This is a genomic window from Streptomyces sp. NPDC015171 (assembly GCF_043079545.1).
Classification (GTDB): Bacteria; Actinomycetota; Actinomycetes; order Streptomycetales; family Streptomycetaceae; genus Streptomyces.
Map to the genome: position 1 here is coordinate 25710 of NZ_JBIBUO010000006.1, position 22199 is coordinate 47908.

The 22199-nt window shown below is 73.2% G+C and carries 18 protein-coding genes; 14 read left to right on the plus strand and 4 right to left on the minus strand.

The features are described from left to right. Window positions 1-93: 93 nt before the first annotated feature. The gene (locus ACF073_RS18045) at window positions 94-1719 is read left to right on the plus strand and encodes an MFS transporter (RefSeq protein WP_392071033.1); all 1626 of its coding nucleotides are present in this window, start codon (window positions 94-96) and stop codon (window positions 1717-1719) included. Window positions 1720-1819: 100 nt separating this feature from the next. Beyond that, a complete protein-coding gene (locus ACF073_RS18050) occupies window positions 1820-3010 on the plus strand; it encodes an acyl-CoA dehydrogenase family protein (protein ID WP_392071035.1) in 1191 nt (396 codons plus the stop codon). 36 nt (window positions 3011-3046) lie between these two features. On the opposite strand, the gene ACF073_RS18055 is transcribed toward ACF073_RS18050, so the two are convergent. Both ACF073_RS18055 and ACF073_RS18060 read right to left on the minus strand, forming a co-directional pair. After that, window positions 3047-3484 (minus strand): cell division protein SepF, encoded by a 438-nt coding sequence (locus ACF073_RS18055; RefSeq protein WP_392071036.1) that lies wholly within the window; start codon window positions 3482-3484, stop codon window positions 3047-3049. A 295-nt stretch (window positions 3485-3779) separates the two neighbouring features. Further along, complete coding sequence (locus ACF073_RS18060; protein WP_392071038.1) at window positions 3780-4727, minus strand: ABC transporter substrate-binding protein; 948 nt, start codon at window positions 4725-4727, stop codon at window positions 3780-3782. A 441-nt stretch (window positions 4728-5168) separates the two neighbouring features. On the opposite strand from ACF073_RS18060, the gene ACF073_RS18065 reads away from it, so the two are divergent. The 10 genes from ACF073_RS18065 (at window position 5169) to ACF073_RS18110 (ending at window position 19082) form a co-directional block, all read left to right on the plus strand. Further along, window positions 5169-6026, plus strand: coding sequence for an amino acid ABC transporter permease (locus ACF073_RS18065; RefSeq protein WP_392071040.1), 858 nt, complete (start codon window positions 5169-5171; stop codon window positions 6024-6026). Next, on the plus strand, window positions 6023-7783 hold the full coding sequence (locus tag ACF073_RS18070) for an FAD/NAD(P)-binding protein (protein WP_392071042.1): 1761 nt from the start codon (window positions 6023-6025) through the stop codon (window positions 7781-7783). Before ACF073_RS18065 ends, ACF073_RS18070 begins: the two co-directional genes overlap by 4 nt. After that, window positions 7780-8541: an amino acid ABC transporter ATP-binding protein gene (locus ACF073_RS18075; RefSeq protein WP_392071044.1), complete on the plus strand. Its 762-nt coding sequence runs from the start codon at window positions 7780-7782 to the stop codon at window positions 8539-8541. Before ACF073_RS18070 ends, ACF073_RS18075 begins: the two co-directional genes overlap by 4 nt. 96 nt (window positions 8542-8637) lie before the next feature. After that, window positions 8638-9759, plus strand: a complete 1122-nt coding sequence (locus ACF073_RS18080; protein WP_392071046.1) for an LLM class flavin-dependent oxidoreductase — start codon at window positions 8638-8640, stop codon at window positions 9757-9759. Next, a complete protein-coding gene (locus ACF073_RS18085; protein WP_392071048.1) occupies window positions 9756-11102 on the plus strand; it encodes an NtaA/DmoA family FMN-dependent monooxygenase in 1347 nt (448 codons plus the stop codon). The genes ACF073_RS18080 and ACF073_RS18085 overlap by 4 nt, the downstream gene beginning before the upstream one ends. Before the next feature lie 23 nt (window positions 11103-11125). Continuing rightward, complete coding sequence (locus ACF073_RS18090) at window positions 11126-11908, plus strand: DUF1684 domain-containing protein (RefSeq protein WP_392071050.1); 783 nt, start codon at window positions 11126-11128, stop codon at window positions 11906-11908. A 241-nt stretch (window positions 11909-12149) separates the two neighbouring features. After that, on the plus strand, window positions 12150-13049 hold the full coding sequence (locus ACF073_RS18095; RefSeq protein ID WP_392071052.1) for a S1 family peptidase: 900 nt from the start codon (window positions 12150-12152) through the stop codon (window positions 13047-13049). Between the two features lie 285 nt (window positions 13050-13334). Further along, on the plus strand, window positions 13335-14417 hold the full coding sequence (locus ACF073_RS18100) for a S1 family peptidase (protein WP_392071055.1): 1083 nt from the start codon (window positions 13335-13337) through the stop codon (window positions 14415-14417). Between the two features lie 193 nt (window positions 14418-14610). Further along, window positions 14611-18111: a DNA polymerase III subunit alpha gene (locus tag ACF073_RS18105; RefSeq protein WP_392071057.1), complete on the plus strand. Its 3501-nt coding sequence runs from the start codon at window positions 14611-14613 to the stop codon at window positions 18109-18111. Beyond that, on the plus strand, window positions 18108-19082 hold the full coding sequence (locus ACF073_RS18110; RefSeq protein ID WP_392071059.1) for a hypothetical protein: 975 nt from the start codon (window positions 18108-18110) through the stop codon (window positions 19080-19082). Before ACF073_RS18105 ends, ACF073_RS18110 begins: the two co-directional genes overlap by 4 nt. Before the next feature lie 17 nt (window positions 19083-19099). Here the strand turns inward: ACF073_RS18110 and ACF073_RS18115 are convergent, their stop codons facing one another. After that, entirely contained in the window at window positions 19100-19474 is a 375-nt protein-coding gene (locus ACF073_RS18115) for a cupin domain-containing protein (RefSeq protein ID WP_392071739.1), read from the minus strand. 96 nt (window positions 19475-19570) lie between these two features. Between ACF073_RS18115 and ACF073_RS18120 the strand changes: the two genes are divergently transcribed. Together ACF073_RS18120 and ACF073_RS18125 are read left to right on the plus strand one after the other, a co-directional pair. Further along, window positions 19571-20017 carry a MarR family winged helix-turn-helix transcriptional regulator gene (locus ACF073_RS18120; RefSeq protein WP_392071060.1) on the plus strand — a complete coding sequence of 149 codons (447 nt, stop codon included), beginning with the start codon at window positions 19571-19573 and terminating at the stop codon, window positions 20015-20017. A gap of 166 nt (window positions 20018-20183) precedes the next feature. Continuing rightward, complete coding sequence (locus ACF073_RS18125) at window positions 20184-21050, plus strand: esterase/lipase family protein (protein ID WP_392071062.1); 867 nt, start codon at window positions 20184-20186, stop codon at window positions 21048-21050. A gap of 51 nt (window positions 21051-21101) precedes the next feature. Here ACF073_RS18125 and ACF073_RS18130 read toward each other — a convergent pair whose 3' ends face one another. Beyond that, a complete protein-coding gene (locus ACF073_RS18130) occupies window positions 21102-22133 on the minus strand; it encodes a lytic polysaccharide monooxygenase (protein WP_392071064.1) in 1032 nt (343 codons plus the stop codon). Between the last annotated feature and the right edge of the window lie 66 nt (window positions 22134-22199).

The following is a 22199-nucleotide window of genomic DNA, read 5'->3' on the forward strand; positions in this document are numbered from 1 at the left end:
GGGCCGGGGACACCGCTCCTCTCCGGCCGTACGACAGGGAGTCCCCACCCCGTCGCTCCGCCCCACGCGAGGGATCATCTGGGAGGTACGTACATGTCCGGGACGACCACGGCAGCCGTACGGCCGCGCCGTCGGGCGGCCGGGTCCGGTGCGGGCCGCTGGGTCGTCCTCGTCGTCCTCTGCGTCAGCCTGCTGCTCGTCGCGGTCGACGCGACCGTGCTGCACGTGGCGGTCCCCGCCGTCACCGAGGACCTCAGGCCCGGAGCCATGCAGCTGCTCTGGATCGTCGACGTCTACCCGCTGGTCTGCGCCTCGCTGCTGATCCTCTTCGGCACCCTCGGCGACCGGGTCGGACGCAGACGCGTTCTGCTGCTCGGCTACGGCCTCTTCGGCGTCGCCTCCGCGCTGGCCGCCTTCGCGCAGACCGCCGAGACGCTGATCCTCGCCCGCGCGCTGCTCGGCGTCGGCGGCGCGATGATCATGCCGGCGACCCTGTCGATCCTCCGTCAGGTCTTCCCCGACCGGCGCGAGCGCGCCCTCGCCATCGGCATCTGGAGCGCGGTGGCCGCGGTCGGCGCGGCGGTCGGCCCGCTGCTCGGCGGCTTTCTGCTGGAGCACTTCTGGTGGGGCGCGGTCTTCCTGGTCAACATCCCGCTGATGCTGGTCAGCCTGCCCGTGGGCAGGGCCCTGCTGCCCGAGTCCCGGGGCGACGGCGAGGGCCCCTGGGACGTGACCGGCGCGCTGATGGCGGCGGCCGGGCTCTTCGGCGTCGTCCTCGGCGTGAAGCGGCTCGGCGGCGGGGAGGCGGCGGCGAGCCCGTTCACCGTGCTGCCGCTGCTGCTCGGCGCGGCCCTCCTCTTCCTCTTCGTACGGCGCCAGCGGCGGCTCACGCATCCGCTGGTGGATCTGCGGATGTTCCGCAGGCCGGCGTTCAGCACCTCGGTGGGCTGCATCGTGCTGGCCATGCTCGCGCTGGTCGGCCTGGAGCTGATCGCCGCCCAGTACCTCCAGCTGGTGCTCGGCCTGTCCCCGCTGCAGACCGGTCTCAGGCTGCTGCCGCTGACCGTCGCGGCGATGGCGGCGGGCCTGGCGGGGGCGCGCATGCTGCGCCGGTTCGGCCCGCGCCGGATGGTCTGCTTCGGCTTCTGCCTGACGGCGGCGGCGGTGCTGACCCTGACGGCGATGGGCGGCACCGACAACCCGGCGCTGCTGCTGGCCGGCTTCGTGCTGCTCGGCTTCGGCCTGGAGACCACGCTCTTCGGCGCGTACGAGTCGATGCTCAGCGAGGCCCCGGTCGACCAGGCCGGCGGCGCCGCGGCGATCGGCGAGACCTCGTACCAGCTCGGGGCCGGCATCGGCATCGCGCTGCTGGGCAGTGTCATGAACGCGGCCTACGCGCCGGGGCTGCGCTCGGTGCCGGGCGTGCCGCACGGCGCGTCGGCCGCGGGGAGCCACTCGCTCGGCGAGGCCTACGAGGTCGCCGGCCGGCTCGGCGGTACCGCCGGGGCCGCGCTGCGCCGGGCGGCGCGGGAGTCCTTCGTGCACGGGCTGCATGTGACCCTGCTGGTGAGCGCGGGTCTGTTGCTGCTGGGCGCGGTGATGGCGCTGCGGCTGCCGTGGCTCATGCAGTGCGGCGAGGAGCCGGCCGGGGCCGAGCCCACGCTGCCGGCGCCCCGGGAGGCGGAGCCGGCGGCCGGCAAGCCGCGGGTCACCGCCTGACCTCCTCTGGACGTGCGGGACACTGCACCGTAACGTCGGCCGCAGAGTCGTAACTAGCGCTGCTAGTTTTGTCGCTGTCCCGTGTCCCGGAGGGTGTTCCATGTCCGCGTCCGCGAAGCTGCCCCCGTTCGATGCCGCCGACCCGCTCGGGATCGACGACCTGCTGGAGCCGGAGGACCTGGCCGTCCGGGACACCGTCCGCGGCTGGGCGGCCGACCGCGTCCTGCCCTATGTCGCCGACTGGTACGAGAAGGGCGAGCTGCCCGGGATCCGCGACCTCGCGCGCGAACTCGGCTCCCTCGGCGCCCTGGGGATGTCCCTCACGGGGTACGGCTGCGCGGGCGCGAGTGCCGTCCAGTACGGTCTGGCCTGTCTCGAACTGGAGGCGGCCGACTCGGGCATCCGGTCGCTGGTCTCCGTGCAGGGCTCCCTCGCGATGTACGCCATCCACCGGTTCGGCAGCGAGGAGCAGAAGCGGGAGTGGCTGCCGCGCATGGCCGCCGGCGAGGTGATCGGCTGCTTCGGGCTGACCGAGCCGGACCACGGGTCCGACCCCGCCGGCATGCGCACCCACGCCAAGCGCGACGGCGACGACTGGGTCCTGAACGGCCGCAAGATGTGGATCACCAACGGCTCGGTCGCCGGGGTCGCCGTCGTCTGGGCGCAGACCGAGGAGGGCATCCGCGGCTTCGTCGTACCCGCCGGCAGCCCCGGCTTCTCGGCCCCGGAGATCAAGCACAAGTGGTCCCTGCGCGCCTCCGTCACCAGCGAACTGGTCCTGGACGACGTACGGCTGCCCGCCACCGCCGTCCTTCCTGAGGTGACCGGGCTGCGCGGACCGCTCGGCTGCCTGACGCACGCCCGCTACGGCATCGTCTGGGGCGCGATGGGCGCGGCGCGCAGCAGCTTCGAGACGGCCGTGGAGTACGCGAAGACGCGGGAGCAGTTCGGGCGGCCCATCGGCGGGTTCCAGCTCACCCAGGCCAAGCTCGCCGACATGGCGGTGGAACTGCACAAGGGGATCCTGCTCGCCCACCATCTGGGGCGGCGGATGGACGCCGGCCGCCTGCGTCCCGAGCAGGTCAGCTTCGGCAAGCTCAACAACGTCCGCGAGGCCATCGAGATCTGCCGTACGGCGCGGACGATCCTCGGTGCCAACGGGATCTCCCTGGAGTACCCGGTGATGCGGCACGCGACCAACCTGGAATCGGTGCTCACCTACGAGGGCACCGTCGAGATGCACCAGCTCGTGCTGGGCAAGGCGCTCACCGGGCTCGACGCCTTCCGGTGAGCCCGTGGCCAGGCAGGGCCGGTGAGCGGCCCTGCCTCAGCTCTGGTTGAAGAAGCCGTCCGAGCGGTGCGCGGACGCCTCCCCGCTGATGATCTCCGTGTCGGCGGGGGTGAGCAGGAAGACCCGGTTGGACACGCGGTCGATCGAACCGCGCAGCCCGAAGATGAGCCCGGCCGCGAAGTCCACGACCCGCTTGGCGTCGCCGGGCTCCATGTTGGTGAGGTTCATGATGACCGGGACGCCGTCCCGGAACAGCTCGCCGATCGCCCGGGCGTCCCGGAAGCTGTCCGGGGTGACCGTGGCGATCCGGCGGTCCTTCTCCTCGGCCGTGTCCGTGGCCACCTTCACCCGCGGGTCGGTGACCCAGGCCTCCCCGGACTCGGCGCCCTCGGAGTACTCGTCGTCGTAATAGCGCTCGTCATCGTTGTCGTCGACGAGGCCGAGCCACGCACTCGCCTTGCGTACCGATCCCATGGACGCCTCCTCTCACAGCGGTCCCTCTGCTTCCCGCATCCCTATGGTCATCCATGATGCGGACTGCGCGCCAAGTGGATAGACGCCGCGCGGGGGGTTTGTGACGGTACTGGTGCACAGACGATCCGTCGAGAGCCCTTGTGCCCCAAGGGCCGTGACTCATACGGCTGCTGACTGAGAGTGAAATAATATTGTCCACGGCGGACGGGTGACGTGCGGTGCGTACGGGTGAACGAGGCGTCTCGCGCAACAGTTCTGACGGAGGCTCAGGCGGGCCGGTGGCGGGACGGCTGGATCAGTTCTTCAGCTCCGGCGGGCTGATCTGCGACTTCCGGATCGCCGAGCCCGTGGTGCCCCACTTCTTCAGGATCCGCTCGTAGGTGCCGTCGGAGAGCAGCTTGTTGACGGCCGCCTGGAAGGCCGGTGCCAGTCTGGTGCCCTTCTTGAAGGCGAAGCCGACGTCCAGGCGGTGGAATTCGTTGAGGAACTTCAGCCCCTCCTGTTGTGCCACGGCGTAGCGCAGCCCGTTGATCGTGTACATCACGATGTCGCTGCGGCCCTGCTGGAGCGAGGACCAGATCGCGCTCGACTCGGCGTACGTCTGCACCTGGTAGGCCTTCTTGCCCGCGTCGGTGCACACATGCTTGTTCTGCTCCAGCGTGGCCTCGAAGGTCGTGCCGGCGCCGGTCGCGACGTTGAGGCCGCACAGCTGTTTCAGATCGGTGACCTTCGAGAGCTTGCTGTCCTTGCGCGTGGCGAAGCCCTGGCCGTCGTTGATGTAGGTGACGAAGTCGACGCTCTTGCGACGCTCGTCGGTGACACCGAAGTTGCTCGCGCCGAAGTCGTACTTGCCGCTGTCCAGAGCGGGCAGGATCGCCTCGAAGCTCGCCTGCTCCACCTTCACCTCGATCCCGAGCACGCGGGCGACCGCCTTGGTGAAGTCGACGTCCTGACCGGTCAGGGTCTTTCCGTCGTCGAGGTAGGTGGTGCCGGGCGGGGTGCCGCCGACGCTGACCGCGACGGTGAGGTTCTTGGTGCCGGCGGGCAGCAGACGGGCCGCCGCGTCGTCCTTGCGCACCGCGGAGACCACATCCGTGGTGGGCACGTCGACGGCCTTGGCCGCCACCCCGGAGCCGTCCGCACCGCCCGGACCCCCGGAACCCGAGCCGCAGGCGGTGAGCAGCAGAGTGGCCGAGGTCAGGGCGGCAAAAGGCGCAAAATATCGATAAATGGGCGTACGCATCGGACAGCGGTCTCCTGAGGCCGAAGGGAGTGCGGAAGAACGCGAGGGGAGAAGCGAGGGGAGGGGTGCGCGTGTGAAGGCGGAGAACAGTCAAGAGGCGCGGAACAGGCGAGGAAACGCGAGGAGACCCGCCGGAAGGGCGGGCGCGCGCAGGGGGTCAGCTCAACAGGAAGAGGACCACACGCGACCGAAGTCGATGTGGGAGCGGGTGACCAGCCACTGCTGTGGATGCATGGGCCAAGTGGAACAGGCATCCGGTTCGGCGTCAACCGACTTGAGATGTACTGCTCACAGTCTGGACAGCATTGACAGCGGACGGAAACGGCCGCGTACTCTCGGTACACGGCCCTGCTGAGGGGCTCGGCCGTATCCGCGCCGCGCGGCGCGCTCGTGTGAAGGCACCACCCCGTTTTGACGATCCTCGCGTCACGGAGCCTTCGCATGTCATCCGACACCCTCGCCAAAGTCCCCGCCGCGGCGGAGAAACCCGAGCCCGCCGACGCCCCGCGGATCGTGCCGCAGCGCCGGTACGGCCAGTGGGCGGCCGCCGTCGCCGTCCTCGCCCTGCTCGGGCTCGCCGTCAACTCCGTCCTGCGCAACCGGGCGTTCCAGTGGGACGTCGTCGCCGACTACTTCACCTCCGACTCCGTCCTGCGGGGACTGTGGCTCACGCTGTGGCTGACCGCGGTGGTGATGGTCCTCGGCTTCGCCCTCGGCACCCTGCTCGCCGCGTTCCGGCTGTCCGCCAACCCCGTTCTGCGGGCGGTCGGCTGGGGATACGTGTGGCTGTTCCGGTCCATCCCGATCCTGGTGCAGCTGCTGCTGTGGTTCAACATCGGGGCCCTGTACCCGCAGGTGTTCGGCGTGAAGACCGTCAACCTGCTCAGCCCGGTCGCCGTCGCGATCGTCGGCCTCACCCTGCACGAGGCCGCCTACGCCGCCGAGGTGGTACGCGGCGGCATCCTCTCCGTCGACCGCGGACAGATCGAGGCCGCCCAGGCGCTCGGCCTGAGCCGGTGGCGGCGCTGGTGGCGGATCGTGCTGCCGCAGGCGATGCGCGCCATCGTGCCGCCCGCGGGCAACATGCTGATCGGCACCCTCAAGGGCACCTCCATCGTCAGCGTCATCGCCGTCAACGACCTGCTGTTCTCCGCCCAGTTGATCTACCACCGCACCTACCAGGTGATCCCGCTGCTGATGGTCGCCACCCTCTGGTACGCCGTGGTCACCTCGGTGCTCGGGGTCGGCCAGCACTACGTCGAGAAGTACTACGCGCGGGGCACGGAGAACGCCCGATGAGGCGGCAGCTGGTGATCGTGGGTGCCGGTCCGCGGGGGACCGGCGTCCTCGAACGCCTCGCCGCCAACGCGCCCGGGCTGTACGCCGGTCCGGGCTTCGACATCCACCTCGTCGACCCCCATCCGCCGGGCGGCGGACGCATCTGGCGGCAGGCGCAGTCACCGCTGCTGTGGATGAACTCGCACGCCGAGGACGTCACCATGTTCACCGACGACACGGTGGCGATGGCCGGCCCGGTGCGCGAGGGCCCCACCCTCCACGAGTGGGCCGGTCTCGACGGCCACACCTTCGCCGACCGGCAGCTCCAGGGCCGCTATCTGCGCTGGGTGTACGAACGGACCCTGGCCGAGCTGCCCCCGGACATCACCGTCCAGCACCACCCGCGGCGCGCGCTGCGGATCAGCGGGCCGCGCGAGGGCCGCCAGCAGGTGTGGCTGGAGGGCAGCACCCGCCCGCTCCTCGCCGACCTGGTGATCCTCGCCGTCGGCCACCTGGACGCCGAACTCGACAGCGAGCAGGAGGAGCTCGCCGCGTACGCGCGCCGGCACGGCCTGACGCACCTGCCGCCCGACTTCACCGCCGACAGCGACCTCTCCGCGCTGCCGCCCGGCGAGCCGGTCCTCGTCCGCGGCTTCGGGCTGGCCTTCGTCGACCTGATGGTGCTGCTCACCGAGGGACGCGGCGGCCGGTACGACGGGGACACCTATGTGCCCTCGGGACGCGAGCCGGTGCTGTACGTCGGCTCGCGGCGCGGAGTGCCGTACCACTCGAAGATCGGCTACGCCCTGACCGGCGACCGCCCGCCGCTGCCCCGCTTCCTGGGCCCCGCCGAGGTGGACGAACTGCTGTCGAGACCGGAGGGCTTCGACTTCCGCCGCGATGTGTGGCCGCTGGCCGAGAAGGAGCTGGGCTTCGCCCACTACCACCGGCTGTTCACCGCCCACCCCGGGCGTACGGCGATGGCCTGGGCCGACTTCGAGGAGAAGTACGCGGCGGCGGACGGCCCGGCCGAGACCCGGGCGCTGGTCGCCGCCGCCGTGCCGGACCCGGCCGACCGGCTCGACCTCGCCGCGCTCGACCACCCGCTGGACGGAGTGCGGTACGCCTCGCACGACGCCCTCCAGGAGGGCCTCAGGAACTATGTCGAGGCCGACCTGAGCCGCCGTCACGACCCCGCGCACAGCGCGGACCTGGGCGTCTTCCTCGGACTGCTCTCCGTCTACGGGCAGCTGGTGCGGCTCGGGGACATCGGACCCTGGTGGCACGGGTTCTTCAGCTACCTGGCGTCCGGGCCGCCGGGGCCCCGGCTGCGGCAGATGCACGCGCTGTCCCGGGCCGGGCTGCTGCGGTTCGTCGGGGCCGACATGGCCGTCACCGCCGAGGACGGGGTGTTCCGGGCCGCCAGCCCCACCGTGCCGGGCTTCTCGGTCGAGGCCCGGGCCCTGGTGGAGGCCCGGCTGCCCGCCCCCGCCGTCGGACGCACCCGCGACAGCCTGCTGCGCGAACTGCACGCCGACGGCGCCGCCGAGACCCCCGACGGGCTGCTCCGCGTCGACCCGGGCGACGGCCGGATACGCGACCGCGCCGGGCAGCCGCACCCCCGGCGCTTCGCGCTCGGCCCCTACACCGAGAACCGCACCGCCGGCGCCTTCACCCGCCCCCGCACCGGCGGTCCCGCGTTCCGGCAGAACGACGCGACCGCCCGGGCGGCGCTGTCCTTCCTCAGCACCTCACTGGTAAAGGAACTCGCGCGATGAGCGTCATGGTCGACATCAGGTCCGTGCACAAGAGCTTCGGCTCCCTCGACGTGCTCAGGGGCATCGACCTGCAGGTGCGCGCCGGTGAGGTCACCGTCGTGCTCGGCCCCTCCGGCTCGGGCAAGTCCACGCTGCTGCGCACCATCAACCATCTGGAGAAGGTGGACCGGGGCGAGATCAGCGTGGACGGCGCGCTGATGGGATACCGGCGGGCCGGGGACCGGCTGTACGAGCTGCCCGAGCGCGCGGTGCTCAGGCAGCGCACCCGGATCGGGTTCGTCTTCCAGAACTTCAACCTCTTTCCGCACCTCACGGTCCTGGACAACGTCGTCGAGGCCCCGGTGGCCGCGCTGCGGCGGCCCCGGAAGGAGGCCGTGCGCGGCGCGCACCGGCTGCTGGAGCGGGTCGGGCTCGGGGACAAGGCCGACGCCTATCCGCGGCAGCTGTCCGGCGGCCAGCAGCAGCGGGTGGCCATCGCGCGGGCGCTCGCCCTGGAGCCGAAGCTGCTGCTGTTCGACGAGCCGACGTCGGCCCTCGATCCCGAGCTGGTGGGCGAGGTGCTGGACGTCATCCGGGACCTGGCGGCGCGGGGCACGACGATGATCGTCGTCACGCACGAGATCGCGTTCGCCCGGGAGGTCGCCGACACGGTGGTGTTCATGGCCGACGGGCGGATCGTGGAGCAGGGGCCGCCGGACGCGGTGCTGGGCGCTCCGCGGGAGGAGCGGACCCGGGCGTTCCTGGCGAAGGTGCTGTGAGGTGGCCGGGTATCGCAGCGGGTCCGGCACCGCCGGCCCGCACCGCCGCGGATGCGCGCCGGCGCCGTGGCCGAACGGGCCGCGAGGGCACCGGACATGAGCGGACTGCTGCATCTCGCCGCCGCTCTCGACCAGCCGGACGCGCTCGACGCCGGCGCCTACGTGGAGCTGGCCCGCCTCGCCGAACAGGGCGGCCTCGACTTCGTGACGCTGGACGACTCCTTCGCCCGGCCCGGACCCGACGCGCTCGGTGCGCTGTGCCGGGTGGCGCCCGCGACCCGGCGGATCGGGCTGGTGCCGACCGTCACCACCACCCACACCGAGCCCTTCCAGGTGCAGGCCGCGGTGGCCACCCTCGACTGGGTCAGCGGGGGCCGGGCCGGCTGGCGGATCGACGTGTCCGCCACCGAGGCGGAGAGCAGGCTGTTCGGCCGCGGGGCCGCTCCCGCCCGCGCGGCCGGGGCCCCGTTCTCCGCCGAGGCGCTCTGGCGGGAGGCGGGCGAGGCCGCGGACGTGGCCGCGCGGCTGTGGGACAGCTGGGAGGACGGCGCCGAGATCCGGGACGCGGCCACCGGCCGGTTCCTCGACCGGGACCGGCTGCACCGCGTCGACTTCACCGGCACCGCCTTCTCGGTCCGGGGCCCCTCGACCGTGCCCCGGCCGCCGCAGGGCCACCCCGTCCGCGTGGTCGACGCCACCGACGACCACGCCGGCACGGTCGCCGCCCGGTACGCGGACGTCGCCCTGGTGCGCGCCGCCGCCCCCGCCCAGGCCGCCGCCTCCCGGGACCGGCTGCGGGAGCGGGCGCGCGCGTTCGGGCGGCGCCCGGACTCGCTGCGGGTCCTGGTGAGCCTGCTGGTCGACCTCGGCGACGGCGAGTACGCGGCCACGCCGGGGCGGGGTTCCCCGCTGTTCGAACGGAGCCGGGAATTCGGGGGCGGCGGCGCGCGGCCCACCGTGCGGGGCCCGCTGTACCGGGGCGGCCCGGTCGACCTCGCGGAACTGGTGGCCGGCTGGCACGCCGACGGGGTCACCGACGGCTTCCACCTCGTGCCCGTCGAACCGCGCCGCGATCTGGAGCGGCTGGTCAACGGCACGGTGGCGCTGCTCCAGCACCGCGGTCTGTTCCGCACCTTCTACCCGGGCAGCACCCTGCGCGAGCACCTGGGCCTGGCCCGGCCCGCCAACCGGTACGCCGTGACCGGGGGAACGCGATGACCGTACCGCGGCGACTCCATCTGGCGGCGGCCTTCCCGTGGTCCGCGGACGCCGGGCCGGGGGACCGGCACGCCGACCCGGCGGCCGGCACGGCCGGTTGGGCCGGTGCGGGCGCGGGCGCGCGGGCCGCGTTCGGCTCCTTCGAGCGGGTCGCCCGCGCCGCCGAGCGCGGCCTGTTCGACTTCCTCCTGCTCGACGGGGAGTCGCGGCTGCCCGAGCACCGGGGGCGCCCGCACGAGCTGGACCCGGTGGGCGGTCCCGAGCCGGTCGCCGTGCTGAACGCGCTCGCCGGGGTCACCGCCCGGCTCGGGCTCGCCGCCACCGTGCACACCGCCTACGGCGAGCCCTACGAACTCGCCCGCAGGCTGGCCACCCTCGACCACCTCAGCGCGGGCCGGGCCGCCTGGCGGGTGCCGGCCCCGGCGGACACCGGCGCGGACGCGAACTTCCGCCCGGGGGACCGCTCTGACTTGTACGGCCGGGCCGCGGAACTCATCGCCGCCACCCGGCGGCTGTGGGATTCCTGGAGCCCCGAAGGGATGCCCCGGCCGTTCGCGCACCGCGGCCGGCACTTCGACATCGCGGGCGAGTTCGGCCTGCCCCGCTCGCCCCAGGGACGGCCCGTGGTGATCCAGACGGGGGAGTGCGGGCGGGCCCGGGAACTGGCCGCCGCCTCGGCCGACGTACTCCTCGCCCGGCACGCCCCGCTGGAGACCGCCCGCTCCCGCTACGCCGATGTCGGACGGCGGCTGGCGGCACACGGCCGCGGGCCCCGGGACCTCAAGGTCCTCTCCGGGATCACCGTCGTCCTCGGGGACACCGCCGCCGAGGCGCAGGAGCGGGCCGCCGCGATCAGACGGCGGCGGATCACCCCGCAGTACGCGCTCCACGCGCTGGAGCGGGTCTGGGGCACCGACCTCACCGGGTACGACCCCGACGGCCCGCTGCCCGAGACCGACCCTTCCCCCGCGGCCCCGGCCGCGTCCGGACCGGGAGCACCCGGGGCCGGGCACCGGGACGGCCGCAGGCTCGCGCTCGCCGAGCGGTGGCGGGCGCTGGCCCGGGAGAAGGGGCTGTCCGTCCGGGAGACCGTGATCGAGGCGAGCGGCCGGCAGTCCTTCGTCGGCACGCCCGACGCGGTCGCCGCCGATCTGCACCGCTACGCCGGCGCGGCGGCCGCCGACGGCTTCCTCCTCCTTCCCCAGCTCCCGGCCGACGGACCGGAGGAGTTCGTGGACCGGGTGGTGCCGCTGCTCCAGGAGCGCGGCGCCTTCCGCACGGAATACCGGGGCGGCACGCTCCGCTCCCATCTCGGGCTCGCCCAGCCGGCCCGGGAACTCTGATGACACCGGAAAGGAACCTTGGCATGACGACCGACGCGTCCGACGCCTGGAAGCAGTGGCACGAGCAGCGCGAGGAGACGGTCGCGGCGCCCTACGGGCCGCTCGCCCTGACCGCGACGCACTGGATCGAGGACTATCCGGAGGGTCGACTTCCGGACATTCCCGGGACATGGGCGGCGGATGAGGAGGGAGTGCTGCTCACCGCCACCGGGGCCGACGGCCTGACCGTGGCCGGCCGGCCCTTCTCCGGCACGGCCAGGCTGGCCGCCGACCGCGGCCCGGAGTCCGATGCGCGGGTCGCGCAGGGCGCGAGGCGGCTGGTCGTGCTGGTCCGGGAGGGCGTCTGGGGCGTGCGGGTGTACGACCCCGACTCCGCCGCCCGGCGGGCCTTTCGCGGCATCGAGGCCGATGCCTACGACCCGCGCTGGTCGGTGCCGGGCCGGTTCGTGCCGTACGACGCCACGCGCACCGTGCGGCTCGGCAACGCGGACGGCCGTGAACGCGGCTTCGACCTCGTCGGCGAAGTCGCCTTCACCCTGGCCGGACAGGAGCGGACGCTGAAGGTCGCGCGGCCGGGCGGCGGGCCGCTGTGGGCGGTGTTCGCCGACGCCACCAGCGGCGACACGAGCTTCCGGTTCCGCTTCCTCTTCGCCGAGGCCCCGGACGCCGAGGGGCGCACGACCGTCGACTTCAACCGGGCCCAGCTCCCGCCGTGCGCCTTCGCCGACCACTTCATCTGCCCCTTCCCGGCCCCCGGCAACACGCTGGACGTGCCGGTCGAGGCGGGGGAGCGCCGGCTGAGCTGACCCGAGAAAGCCGTGCCGGCCCGGGGTGTGCCGGGCCGGCACCGGGCCGGTCGTTGGTGCGTTCGGGTGGTTCCGGTCCGACGGCCGAAAGGCACCCTTGTGCCGACCGGCCGTTCGGCCGAATACTCCCCCTCAGCGCTTGTCAGGGGCATGCGTATTCGAATCCGGTCGAGCCCCCGGCTGCGCCTCACGGGCCCCGACCCCACGCGGGCCCCCGACTTCCCTTGGAGGGGAACGACAAGTGAGGATCAAGCGCACCACTCCCCGCGCCGGCACCGCGAGACGGACCCGGCTCACCGCCGTGGCCTCCGGCTTCCTCGCCGCGGCCGCGTTCGCCGCCCCCACCGCGAACGCCAGCGACGCCGACACGTTCAGCGCGGCCCAGCTCACCAAGGCGAGCGACTCCGTGCTCAAGGCCGACATCGCCGGTACGGCGTGGACGGTGGACAGCAAGACCAACCGGGTCGTGGTCACCGTCGACAGCACGGTGTCCAAGGCCGAGATCGCCAAGATCAAGAAGCAGGCCGGCGCCACCTCCGGCGCGCTCACCGTCAAGCACACCCCGGGCAGGTTCAAGAAGCTGATCACCGGCGGCGACGCCATCTACGGCGGCTCCTACCGCTGCTCGCTCGGCTTCAACGTGCGCAGCGGCAGCACGTACTACTTCCTGACCGCGGGCCACTGCGGCGAGGTCGCCTCCACCTGGTACAGCAACTCCAGCAAGACCACGGTGCTCGGCACCAACGTCGGCTACAGCTTCCCGGGCAACGACTTCGCGCTGGTGCGGTACACCAACTCCTCGGTCGCGCACCCGAGCGCGGTGGGCAGCCAGACCATCAGCAGCGCGGCCACCCCGTCCGTGGGCACGACCGTCTACCGGCGCGGCTCCACCACCGGCACCCACAGCGGCCGGGTCACCGGGCTCAACGCCACCGTCAACTACGGCAGCGGTGACGTCGTCTCCGGCCTGATCCAGACCACGGTCTGCGCCGAGGGCGGCGACAGCGGCGGTCCGCTCTACGGGGGCAGCGTGGCCTACGGTCTGACCTCCGGCGGCAGCGGCGACTGCAGCTCGGGCGGCACGACCTTCTTCCAGCCGGTCACCGAGGCACTGAGCTACTACGGGGTCACCCTGCCCTGACGGTAAGGGAATCCGGCACCACCGAGCCCCCGCACGCGAGCCGCGTGCGGGGGATTCTTCGTGCGGCTCGCGTAGGCGATTTTCAGCCATGCCGGACGGGATGGTGTGGTTACTTGTGCGTAGTTTGCAGTGCTGAAGTGGCGGGTGAGCCCTCCGCACGCGCGTCCGGAAGTCGGTCTTGTGTGTTCCCTGTGCGGTTCGGAAGAGTAAGCGCCCGTCAACCAGCCTTCCGGCCCGTCAGGTCCCCACAACCTGCCCGGCCGACCCCCCACAGGAGGACATGAGTTGAAGCACCGACGCATACCCGGGCGGCGTGCCGCACTGGCCGGAGCGGGCATCGCCGCACTGGTCACGGCGGGTGTCACCTTGCAGAACGCGAACGCGAGCGAACCCGTGAACCCCGCCCCGCAGCCGCGGCTGCTGTCCGCTCCGGCGGCCGGAAAGCTCGCCTCCGGCCTCACCGGCGACCTCGGCGCCGGCGCGGCGGGCAGCTACTACGACGCCCGTTCGAAGAACCTCGTCGTCAACGTGCTCGACCGGACCGCGGCGAGGACCGTCGAGAAGGCCGGGGCCAAGGCCAGAATCGTCACCCACTCGCTCGCCGAACTCGGCCGGGCGCGCGCGGCGCTGACGTCGGACGCGACCATCCCGGGTACCTCCTGGGCGACCGACCCGGTCAGCAACAAGGTCGTCGTCACCGCCGACCGGACGGTCTCCGGTGCCGCATGGGCCAAGCTCGGCAAGGTCGTCGACGGGCTCGGCGGTACGGCCGAACTCAAGCGCTCGCACGGTGAGTTCAAGCCGTTCATCGCCGGCGGCGACGCCATCAGCGGCTCCGGCGGGCGGTGCTCGCTCGGCTTCAACGTGGTCAAGGGCGGGCAGCCGTACTTCCTGACCGCCGGGCACTGCACCGCGGCCATCTCCACCTGGTCGGACTCCTCCGGCAAGACCATCGGCACCAATGAGCAGTCCAGCTTCCCGGGCAACGACTACGGTCTGGTGAAGTACACGGCCGAGGTGGACCACCCGAGCGAGGTCGACCTCTACGACGGCACCGGCCGGCAGATCACCGGCGCCGCCGAGGCCGCCGTGGGCATGAAGGTCACCCGCAGCGGCTCGACCACCCAGGTGCACGACGGCACGGTCACCGGCCTGAACGCCACCGTCAACTACTCCGAGGGCACGGTCAGCGGTCTGATCCAGACCGATGTGTGCGCCGAGCCCGGGGACAGCGGCGGCTCGCTGTTCTCCGGCAGCAGCGCCGTCGGGCTGACGTCCGGCGGCAGCGGCGACTGCACCTCCGGCGGGGAGACCTTCTTCCAGCCGGTCACCGAGGCGCTGTCCGCCACGGGGTCGCGGATCGGCTGACCCGTCGTCCGCGAAGCCCCGTCCCGGCTCTGTCCGGGGCGGGGCTTCGCGCTGTGCGCCCGGGGTGTTTGCGCAGGTGGGAGGCGCTCGAACGGATGTCGTACATACGTTCGAGAATGGGGGTATGGTGGAGGGAGGAGTTGGGAACTGATGTTCGAGAGCCGTTCGGGGCTCACGAGTGCGGGAGGTGCGTGTGCCGGGCTTCGCGCATCTGCACACCGTCTCCGGGTTCTCCCTGAGGTACGGGGCGTCCCACCCGGAGCGGCTGGCCGAGCGCGCCTCGGAGCGGGGCATGGACGCCCTCGCCCTGACCGATCGCGACACCCTCGCCGGCACGGTGCGCTTCGCCAAGGCCTGCGCCGGGGCGGGCGTCCGCCCGCTGTTCGGGGTGAACCTGGCGGTGGCGGCGGAGACGGCCGTACGGGGGGAGCGGCGGCGTACCCCGGCGCGCGGCGGCGCCTTCGTGGACGAGTCGGCCCCCCGGGCGACCTTCCTCGCCCGGGACGGCGCCCGCGGCTGGGCCGAGCTGTGCCGGCTCGTCACCGTGGCGCACGCGGACGCGGGGGCCGCGCCGCTCCCCTGGGCCGCCCACCGCGGCGACGGCCTGGTGGTCCTGCTCGGGCCTGGCTCGGACGTGGGGCGCGCGCTGGCCGCCGGACGGCCCGACCGGGCGGCGGCGCTGCTCGCCGCGTGGCGCGGGATCTACGGCGACGCGCTGCGGCTCGAAGCCGTCTGGCACGGCCGCACGGGCACCGGGGACGGCTCCCTGCGGCTGGCCGCCCGCACCGTCGGCCTCGCCGCCGAGCAGGGCGTCCGGCCGGTGCTCAGCAACGCCGTCCGGTACGCCGACCCCGGACAGGGGCCGGTCGCCGATGTGCTGGACGCCGCCCGGCGGCTGGTGCCGATCGACCCCCGCGGGGAGCTGGACTCCGGCGCGGCCTGGCTGAAGGACGCGCAGGCCATGCTCCAGGTCGCCGAACGGGTCGTGGAGGCGGCCGGATACCGGCGGGACACCGCCCACCGGCTGCTGGAGCAGACCCGGGCCACGGCCGCCGAGTGCCGGGTCGACCCCGAGGACGACCTCGGCATCGGCACCGTCCACTTCCCCGAGCCGCACCTCGTCGGCGCCGGCCGGCGCACCGCGCTGCGGGCGCTCGCCTCGCGGGCGACCGCCGGGATGCTGCGGCTCGGGTACGGCGGCCGGCGCGCGTACTGGGAGCGGATGCACCACGAGCTGGACATCATCGCCCACCACGGCTTCGCCTCCTACTTCCTGACCGTCGCCCAAGTGGTGGACGACGTACGGGAGATGGGCATCCGGGTGGCCGCGCGCGGCTCCGGCGCCGGGTCGCTCGTCAACCATCTGCTCGGGATCGCGCACGCCGACCCGGTCGAGCACGGGCTGCTGATGGAGCGCTTCCTGTCCAAGGAGCGCGTGGTGCTGCCCGACATCGACATCGACGTGGAGTCCGCGCGCCGCCTGGAGGTGTACCGGGCGATCATCGACCGGTTCGGCACGGAGCGGGTCGCGACCGTCTCCATGCCGGAGACCTACCGGGTCCGGCACGCCGTCCGGGACGTGGGTGCCGCGCTGTCCATGGACCCGGCCGAGATCGACCGGATCGCCAAGTCCTTCCCGCACATCCGGGCCCGGGACGCCCGCGCGGCACTGGAGGAGCTGCCCGAGCTGAAGCGGCTCGCGGGGGAGAAGGAGAGGTACGGCAGGCTGTGGGAGCTGGTGGAGGCGCTCGACGCCCTGCCGCGCGGGATCGCCATGCACCCGTGCGGGGTGCTGCTGTCCGACGCCTCCCTGCTCGCCCGTACGCCGGTGGTGCCGACCAGCGGCGAGGGGCTGCCCATGGCGCAGTTCGACAAGGAGGACGTGGAGGATCTCGGGCTGCTCAAACTGGATGTGCTGGGGGTGCGGATGCAGTCGGCGATGGCGCACGCGGTCGCCGAGGTGGCGCGGGCGAGCGGGGAGCGGATCGACCTGGACGCGGTGCCGCCCGGCGACCCGGCGACCTACCGGCTGATCCGGTCCGCCGAGACGCTCGGCTGCTTCCAGATCGAGTCGCCGGGCCAGCGGGACCTGGTGGGCCGGCTCCAGCCGGCCACCTTCGACGACCTGGTCGTCGACATCTCCCTCTTCCGGCCGGGACCGGTCGCCGCCGACATGGTGCGGCCGTTCATCGAGGCACGGCACGGGCGGGCGCCGGTGCGCTGTCCGCACCCGGACCTGGCGGAACCGCTGCACGGGACGTACGGCGTCGTCGTCTTCCACGAGCAGATCATCGACATCGTCGCCATCATGACCGGCTGCGGCCGGGGCGAGGCCGACCGGGTGCGGCGCGGGCTGTCCGATCCGCAGTCGCAGGGACGGATCCGGGTGTGGTTCGCCCAGCAGGCGGCGGCCAGGGGGTACGACGCGGAGACGATCGGGCGGACCTGGGAGATCGTGGCGGCCTTCGGGTCGTACGGCTTCTGCAAGGCGCACGCCGTCGCCTTCGCCGTGCCCACCTACCAGTCGGCGTGGCTGAAGGCGCATCACCCGGCCGCCTTCTACGCCGGACTGCTCACGCACGACCCCGGGATGTACCCCAAGCGGCTGCTGCTGGCGGACGCCCGGCGGCGCGGGGTGCCGATCCTGCCGCTGGACGTCAATGTGTCCGGGGCCGCCCATAGGATCGAACTGGTGTCCGACTCGCCGGCGGTGTGGGGGCTGCGGCTCGCCCTCCTCGACGTCCATGGCATCAGCGAGGCCGAGGCGCAGCGGATCGCGGACGGGCAGCCGTACGCCTCTCTGCTGGACTTCTGGGAGCGGGCCCGGCCCAGCAGGCCGCTGGCGGGACGGCTCGCCCAGGTGGGCGCGCTGGACGCCTTCGGCGCCAACCGGCGTGATCTGCAACTGCATCTGACCGAACTGCACCGGGGCGCCCGGGGCGGTGGCGGCGGCCAGCTCCCCCTCGCCGGGGGCAGGAGGACCGCGCCGGCCGGCCTGCCGGACCTGACCTCGCAGGAGCGGCTCAGTGCCGAGCTGGGCGTGCTGTCCATGGACGCCTCGCGCAATCTGATGGACGACCACCGGGAGTTCCTCCAGGAGCTGGGCGTGGTCTCGGCACGCCGGCTGCGCGAGGCGAGGCACGGGGAGACCGTGCTGGTCGCGGGCGCCAAGGCGGCCACCCAGACCCCGCCGATCCGCTCCGGCAAGCGGGTCATCTTCTCCACCCTCGACGACGGCACGGGCCTGGTCGACCTCGCCTTCTTCGACGACTCGCACGACACCTGCGCCCACACCGTCTTCCACTCCTGGCTGCTGCTGGTGCGCGGCGTGGTGCAGCGGCGCGGCCCGCGCAGCCTCAGCGTGGTGGGCTCCGCCGCCTGGAACCTCGCCGAACTGGTGGAGGTGCGGCGCGAGGAGGGGCTCGACGGGGTCGCGGCCCGGCTGGCCGAACCGGCCGGCCCCCCGGCCGGAGAGGACGACGGTCCGTCCCGGGCCCGGCTCGCCGGTTCCGACGGGCCGCCCGCGCCGGCCGGTTCCGCGGCCCGCGACCCGATGCCGGGCCGGACGATCCGCATGCCCACGGGGTACGAGATGCACCCCTGGGCCGATCTGCGCCCCGCGGGCCAGGACGTCTCACAGGGGCCCGCGGCGATGAGGAAGTTGTGGCACCAGAGTCCGGGGAGTGCGGGATGACCATCCTCTGCGTACGTTTCCAGCTGCCGCCGATGTACGAGGCGGCCCTGCCCGGACTGCTCGGGCTGCTGGAGGAGTTCACCCCGGTCGTGGAGGCGCTGCCGCCGGACGGCGCGCTGGCCGATCTGCGCGGCGCCGAGCGGTACTTCGGGCGCGACGCGCTGGAGCTGGCCTCGGTGATCCGGGTGCGGGCTCTCGCGCGGCACGGCGTCGACTGCGTGATCGGCGCCGGGCCGGGACCGATGCTGGCCCGCATGGCGCTGCGCGACGCCCGGCCCGGGGCGACCGGCGTGGTGCCCGGGGACCCCGCCGGCATCGCGGAGTTCCTCGCCGGGCGGCCGGTCTCCGCGCTGCCCGGCGTCGGCACGGCGACCGCCCGCACCCTGGGCGAGTACGGCCTGGACACCCTGGACCGGGTCGCCGCCGCGCCGCTCTCCACGCTCCAGCGGCTGATCGGCGCGAAGGCGGGCCGGGAACTGCGGGAGAAGGCGGCCGGCGTCGACCGCGGCCGGGTCGTCCCGAACGCCGTCTCGCGGTCGCTGACGACGGAACGGTCCTTCGGCATCGACGAACTGGACCCCGCAAGGCACCGCAAGGCGCTGCTGTCGGCCGCCGAGGAGATCGGTGCCCGGCTGCGCGCGGTGGAGAAGGTCTGCCGCACCCTGACCCTGACCGTGCGCTACGCCGACCGCTCCTCGACCACCCGCGGCCGCACCCTGAAGGAACCGACCGCGCACTCGGCGGCCCTGACCGGGGCGGCCTACGGCCTCTACGAGGCGCTCGGCCTGCAACGCGCCCGGGTCCGCGCCCTCGTCCTGCGCGCCGAGGGGCTGACCTCCGCCGACCGGGCCTCCTACCAGCTCGCCTTCGACTCCGTCGACGAGAAGGTCCGCCGTATCGAGGAGGTGGCGGACCGCGCGCGGGCCAGGTTCGGACCGCGCGCGGTGATGCCGGGCACCCTGGCGGCCTGACGCGCCCCGCCCGGAGGTCAGTTGGCCCAGGGCGGAGTGATGCGCGTGCCGTCGGCGAGCCGGGCCTCCAGGCCGATGGAGGTGGTGACCCAGGAGATCGCGGTGTGCCCGGTGGGGTTCTCGACGGCCAGGGTCGCGCCGGGGTTGACGATCACGGTGTCACCCGCCGAGATCCGTTCGGTGTGACCGTCGAGGGTCATCAGCAGCTCGCCGACGAGCAGATGGAAGATCTCCTCCCGGCTGACGGTGTGGGCGGGAGCCCTGGTGCCGGGCGGTATCTCACCGCGCCAGGCGCACAGCTCCCTGCTGCCGGTGAGCGGGGTGGCGTACGAGACGAAGCGGGCGCCGTGGATCTCGTGGGTGACGGCGGCCGAGGAGCGGACGACGGGCATGGTGGCGGCCTCCCTGGCGAACGGGATAGTGGTCAAGTGGCTTAACTATATGGTTAAGCTGCTTGACCTGTTCGTCAAGGGTGTTTCAATGCCTCCGTGCAGAACTCCGACGCCATGGCCCTGTCCGCCGCCCTGCTCGCCGTGGCGGGTGACCTCACGCAGCGCATCCACGAGGGGGTGGTCGCCCGGGGCTTCGCGGATCTCCGGCCCGCCCACGGCTTCGCCTTCGCGCGGCTCGCCCCGGACGGGGCCACCGTCACCGGCCTGGCGGCGCACCTCGGGGTGACCAAGCAGGCGGCGAGCCAGCTGGTGGACGAGATCGTACGCAAGGGGTACGCCGAGCGGCGGCCGCATCCCGAGGACGCGCGGGCCCGGCTGATCGTGCTGACCGAGCGCGGCCGGGACTGCACCCGGGCGGCGGAGGAGGCCGCGGCCGAGGTGGTCGGGGGGTGGGCCGAACTGCTGGGCGAGGGCGAGGTGCGCGCGTTGCGGGACCGTTTGGCGCGGATCGCCCCCTATGGTCCGATCAGGCCGGCCTGGTGACGATCTGCCAGCTCCCCTGGGCTGCCGACTACCACTGGAAGTTTTTACTGACGCGTAACTTCACACTTGCACTACTCGTCCGTAACTTGACGGGTGAACAGCATCCCGTGATCCGGATCACAGGGTTAGGCCGTGCACCTCCCTTGAGCCGCAAGGAGATCACACGATGCTGCCCTGGAAGCGAGTGCTCAGACCCCTCGCCGCGCTGCTGCTGACCGCCGCCGTCGCCTTCGTACCCGCCACCGCCACCGCCGCCACCGCTTCGGCCGCGCCCACCAGCGGCTGGAACGACTACTCCTGCAAGCCCTCCGCCGCCCACCCCCGCCCCGTCGTCCTCGTCCACGGCACGCTGGGCAACTCGGTCGACAACTGGCTCGGTCTCGCCCCCTACCTGACCAGCCGCGGGTACTGCGTCTACTCCGTCGACTACGGCCAGCTCCCCGGTGTCCCGTTGTTCCACGGACTCGGCCCCATCGACAAGTCCGCCGAGCAGCTTTCGGCCTTCGTCGACAAGGTGCTCGCCGCGACCGGCGCCGCCCAGGCCGACCTGGTCGGACACTCCCAGGGCGGCATGATGCCGCGCTACTACCTGAAGTTCCTCGGCGGAGCGGCCAAGGTGCACGCCCTCGTCGGCATCGCCCCCGACAACCACGGCGCCACCCTGAGCGGCCTCACCAACCTGCTGCCGTACTTCCCCGGCGCCGAGGACCTGGTCAATGCCACCACCCCCGGCCTGGCCGACCAGATCCCCGGCTCCGCCTTCCTCACCAAGCTCAACGCGGGCGGCGACACCGTCCCCGGGGTGAGCTACACGGTCATCGCCACCAAGTACGACGAGGTGGCCACCCCCTGGCGCAGCCAGTACCTGAGCGGCTCCGGGGTCCGCAACGTCCTGCTGCAGGACCTGTGCCCGCTCGACCTCTCCGAACATGTCGCGATCGCGCTGGTCGACCGGATCGCCTTCCACGAGGTGGCCAACGCGCTCGACCCCGCCCACGCCACCGCCACCACCTGCGCCTCGGTGTTCAGCTGACGTAACGCCGGGGCCCGTCCGGCCTGAGCCGCCGCACGGGCCCCGGAACCCTCAGCGGCGGTGGGTGCCGCCCGCCGCCCGCCGCCGCACCGAAAGGAACAGCGCCGCCGAGCCCAGCGCCAGCGCGCCCGCGCCGCCGATCGCGAGGGCGGAGGTGCCGGAGGACGCACCCGTCTCGGCCAGGTCGGCGGGGGCCCCGGCCGCCTTCGGCCGGTTGGCCCGCACGGGGGCGGACTCCGCCGGACCGGTGGCCGGCTCCGCCGAGGTGCTCGCGTCGTCGTCCCCGTGCCCGTGGTGCTCGATCGTCGACCTGCCGGCGCCGGCCTCGATCTGCTCGTCGGAGGGTGCGGAGGCGGCCGGGGCCGGTGTGGTGCCGGCGCCGCCCGCGGTCCCGGTGCCGGTGCCGGTGTCGTCCGTACCGCCGCCACCGCCGCCGGTGCCGGCGCCGAAGTCGACGTCCGAGCAGGAGTAGAACGCCTCCGGGCTGTCCGAGCGCTGCCAGACCGCGTACAGCAGCTGCTTCCCGGACCGCTCGGGCAGGCTGCCGGAGAACGTGTAGAAGCCGCCCGCCGCGACCGGGTCGGTGACCGTCGCCACCGGGTGGTCCAGATCCAGCCCGGACCAGGCGAGCGGCTTCGCCGGGTCGTAACCGGGCTTGGTGAGATAGACGGTGAAGGTGCCCTTGTGCGGGGCGGTCACCCGGTACTTGAAGGTGTACGACCCGCTGCGCACGCTCGTCGCGGGCCAGTCGGCACGCGCCAGGTCCAGCCCCTTGAACTCCTCGCTGTTCGCGCTGCACAGCTTGCCGTCCGGGATCAGCTGCCGGTGGCGCCCGGCCGCGTCGCCGATCCGGATGCCGTTCCAGTCGTACAGCGCCTGGGTGCCGCCGGCCGCCACGGCCGCCTTGCACGCGGCCGACTCCGGGCTCTCGGGTCCCTCCGCGTAGCACTGCGAGACGCGGCTGACCGGGCCGCCCATCGATCCGTGCGCGGACGCGGGGGCGGCGGTGAGCGCGGTCAGGGCGAGCGGCGCCAGGCCGATGACGACGGCGGCGGGCACCTTGGCCTTGCGGCTGGTGGGCATGCGGAACTCCTCCGAACGGTGTGGGGCGGGCTGCATCCCGTGGGGGGGTGGCATGAAGCTAGCCCC

Bases quoted from the DNA above. Each gene is read 5' to 3' on its own strand.
- ACF073_RS18045 (WP_392071033.1), top strand. From the start codon at position 94: ATGTCCGGGACGACCACGGCAGCCGTACGGCCGCGCCGTCGGGCGGCC.
- ACF073_RS18050 (WP_392071035.1), top strand. From the start codon at position 1,820: ATGTCCGCGTCCGCGAAGCTGCCCCCGTTCGATGCCGCCGACCCGCTC.
- ACF073_RS18055 (WP_392071036.1), bottom strand. From the start codon at position 3,484: ATGGGATCGGTACGCAAGGCGAGTGCGTGGCTCGGCCTCGTCGACGAC.
- ACF073_RS18060 (WP_392071038.1), bottom strand. From the start codon at position 4,727: ATGCGTACGCCCATTTATCGATATTTTGCGCCTTTTGCCGCCCTGACC.
- ACF073_RS18065 (WP_392071040.1), top strand. From the start codon at position 5,169: ATGTCATCCGACACCCTCGCCAAAGTCCCCGCCGCGGCGGAGAAACCC.
- ACF073_RS18070 (WP_392071042.1), top strand. From the start codon at position 6,023: ATGAGGCGGCAGCTGGTGATCGTGGGTGCCGGTCCGCGGGGGACCGGC.
- ACF073_RS18075 (WP_392071044.1), top strand. From the start codon at position 7,780: ATGAGCGTCATGGTCGACATCAGGTCCGTGCACAAGAGCTTCGGCTCC.
- ACF073_RS18080 (WP_392071046.1), top strand. From the start codon at position 8,638: ATGAGCGGACTGCTGCATCTCGCCGCCGCTCTCGACCAGCCGGACGCG.
- ACF073_RS18085 (WP_392071048.1), top strand. From the start codon at position 9,756: ATGACCGTACCGCGGCGACTCCATCTGGCGGCGGCCTTCCCGTGGTCC.
- ACF073_RS18090 (WP_392071050.1), top strand. From the start codon at position 11,126: ATGACGACCGACGCGTCCGACGCCTGGAAGCAGTGGCACGAGCAGCGC.
- ACF073_RS18110 (WP_392071059.1), top strand. From the start codon at position 18,108: ATGACCATCCTCTGCGTACGTTTCCAGCTGCCGCCGATGTACGAGGCG.
- ACF073_RS18115 (WP_392071739.1), bottom strand. From the start codon at position 19,474: ATGCCCGTCGTCCGCTCCTCGGCCGCCGTCACCCACGAGATCCACGGC.
- ACF073_RS18125 (WP_392071062.1), top strand. From the start codon at position 20,184: ATGCTGCCCTGGAAGCGAGTGCTCAGACCCCTCGCCGCGCTGCTGCTG.
- ACF073_RS18130 (WP_392071064.1), bottom strand. From the start codon at position 22,133: ATGCCCACCAGCCGCAAGGCCAAGGTGCCCGCCGCCGTCGTCATCGGC.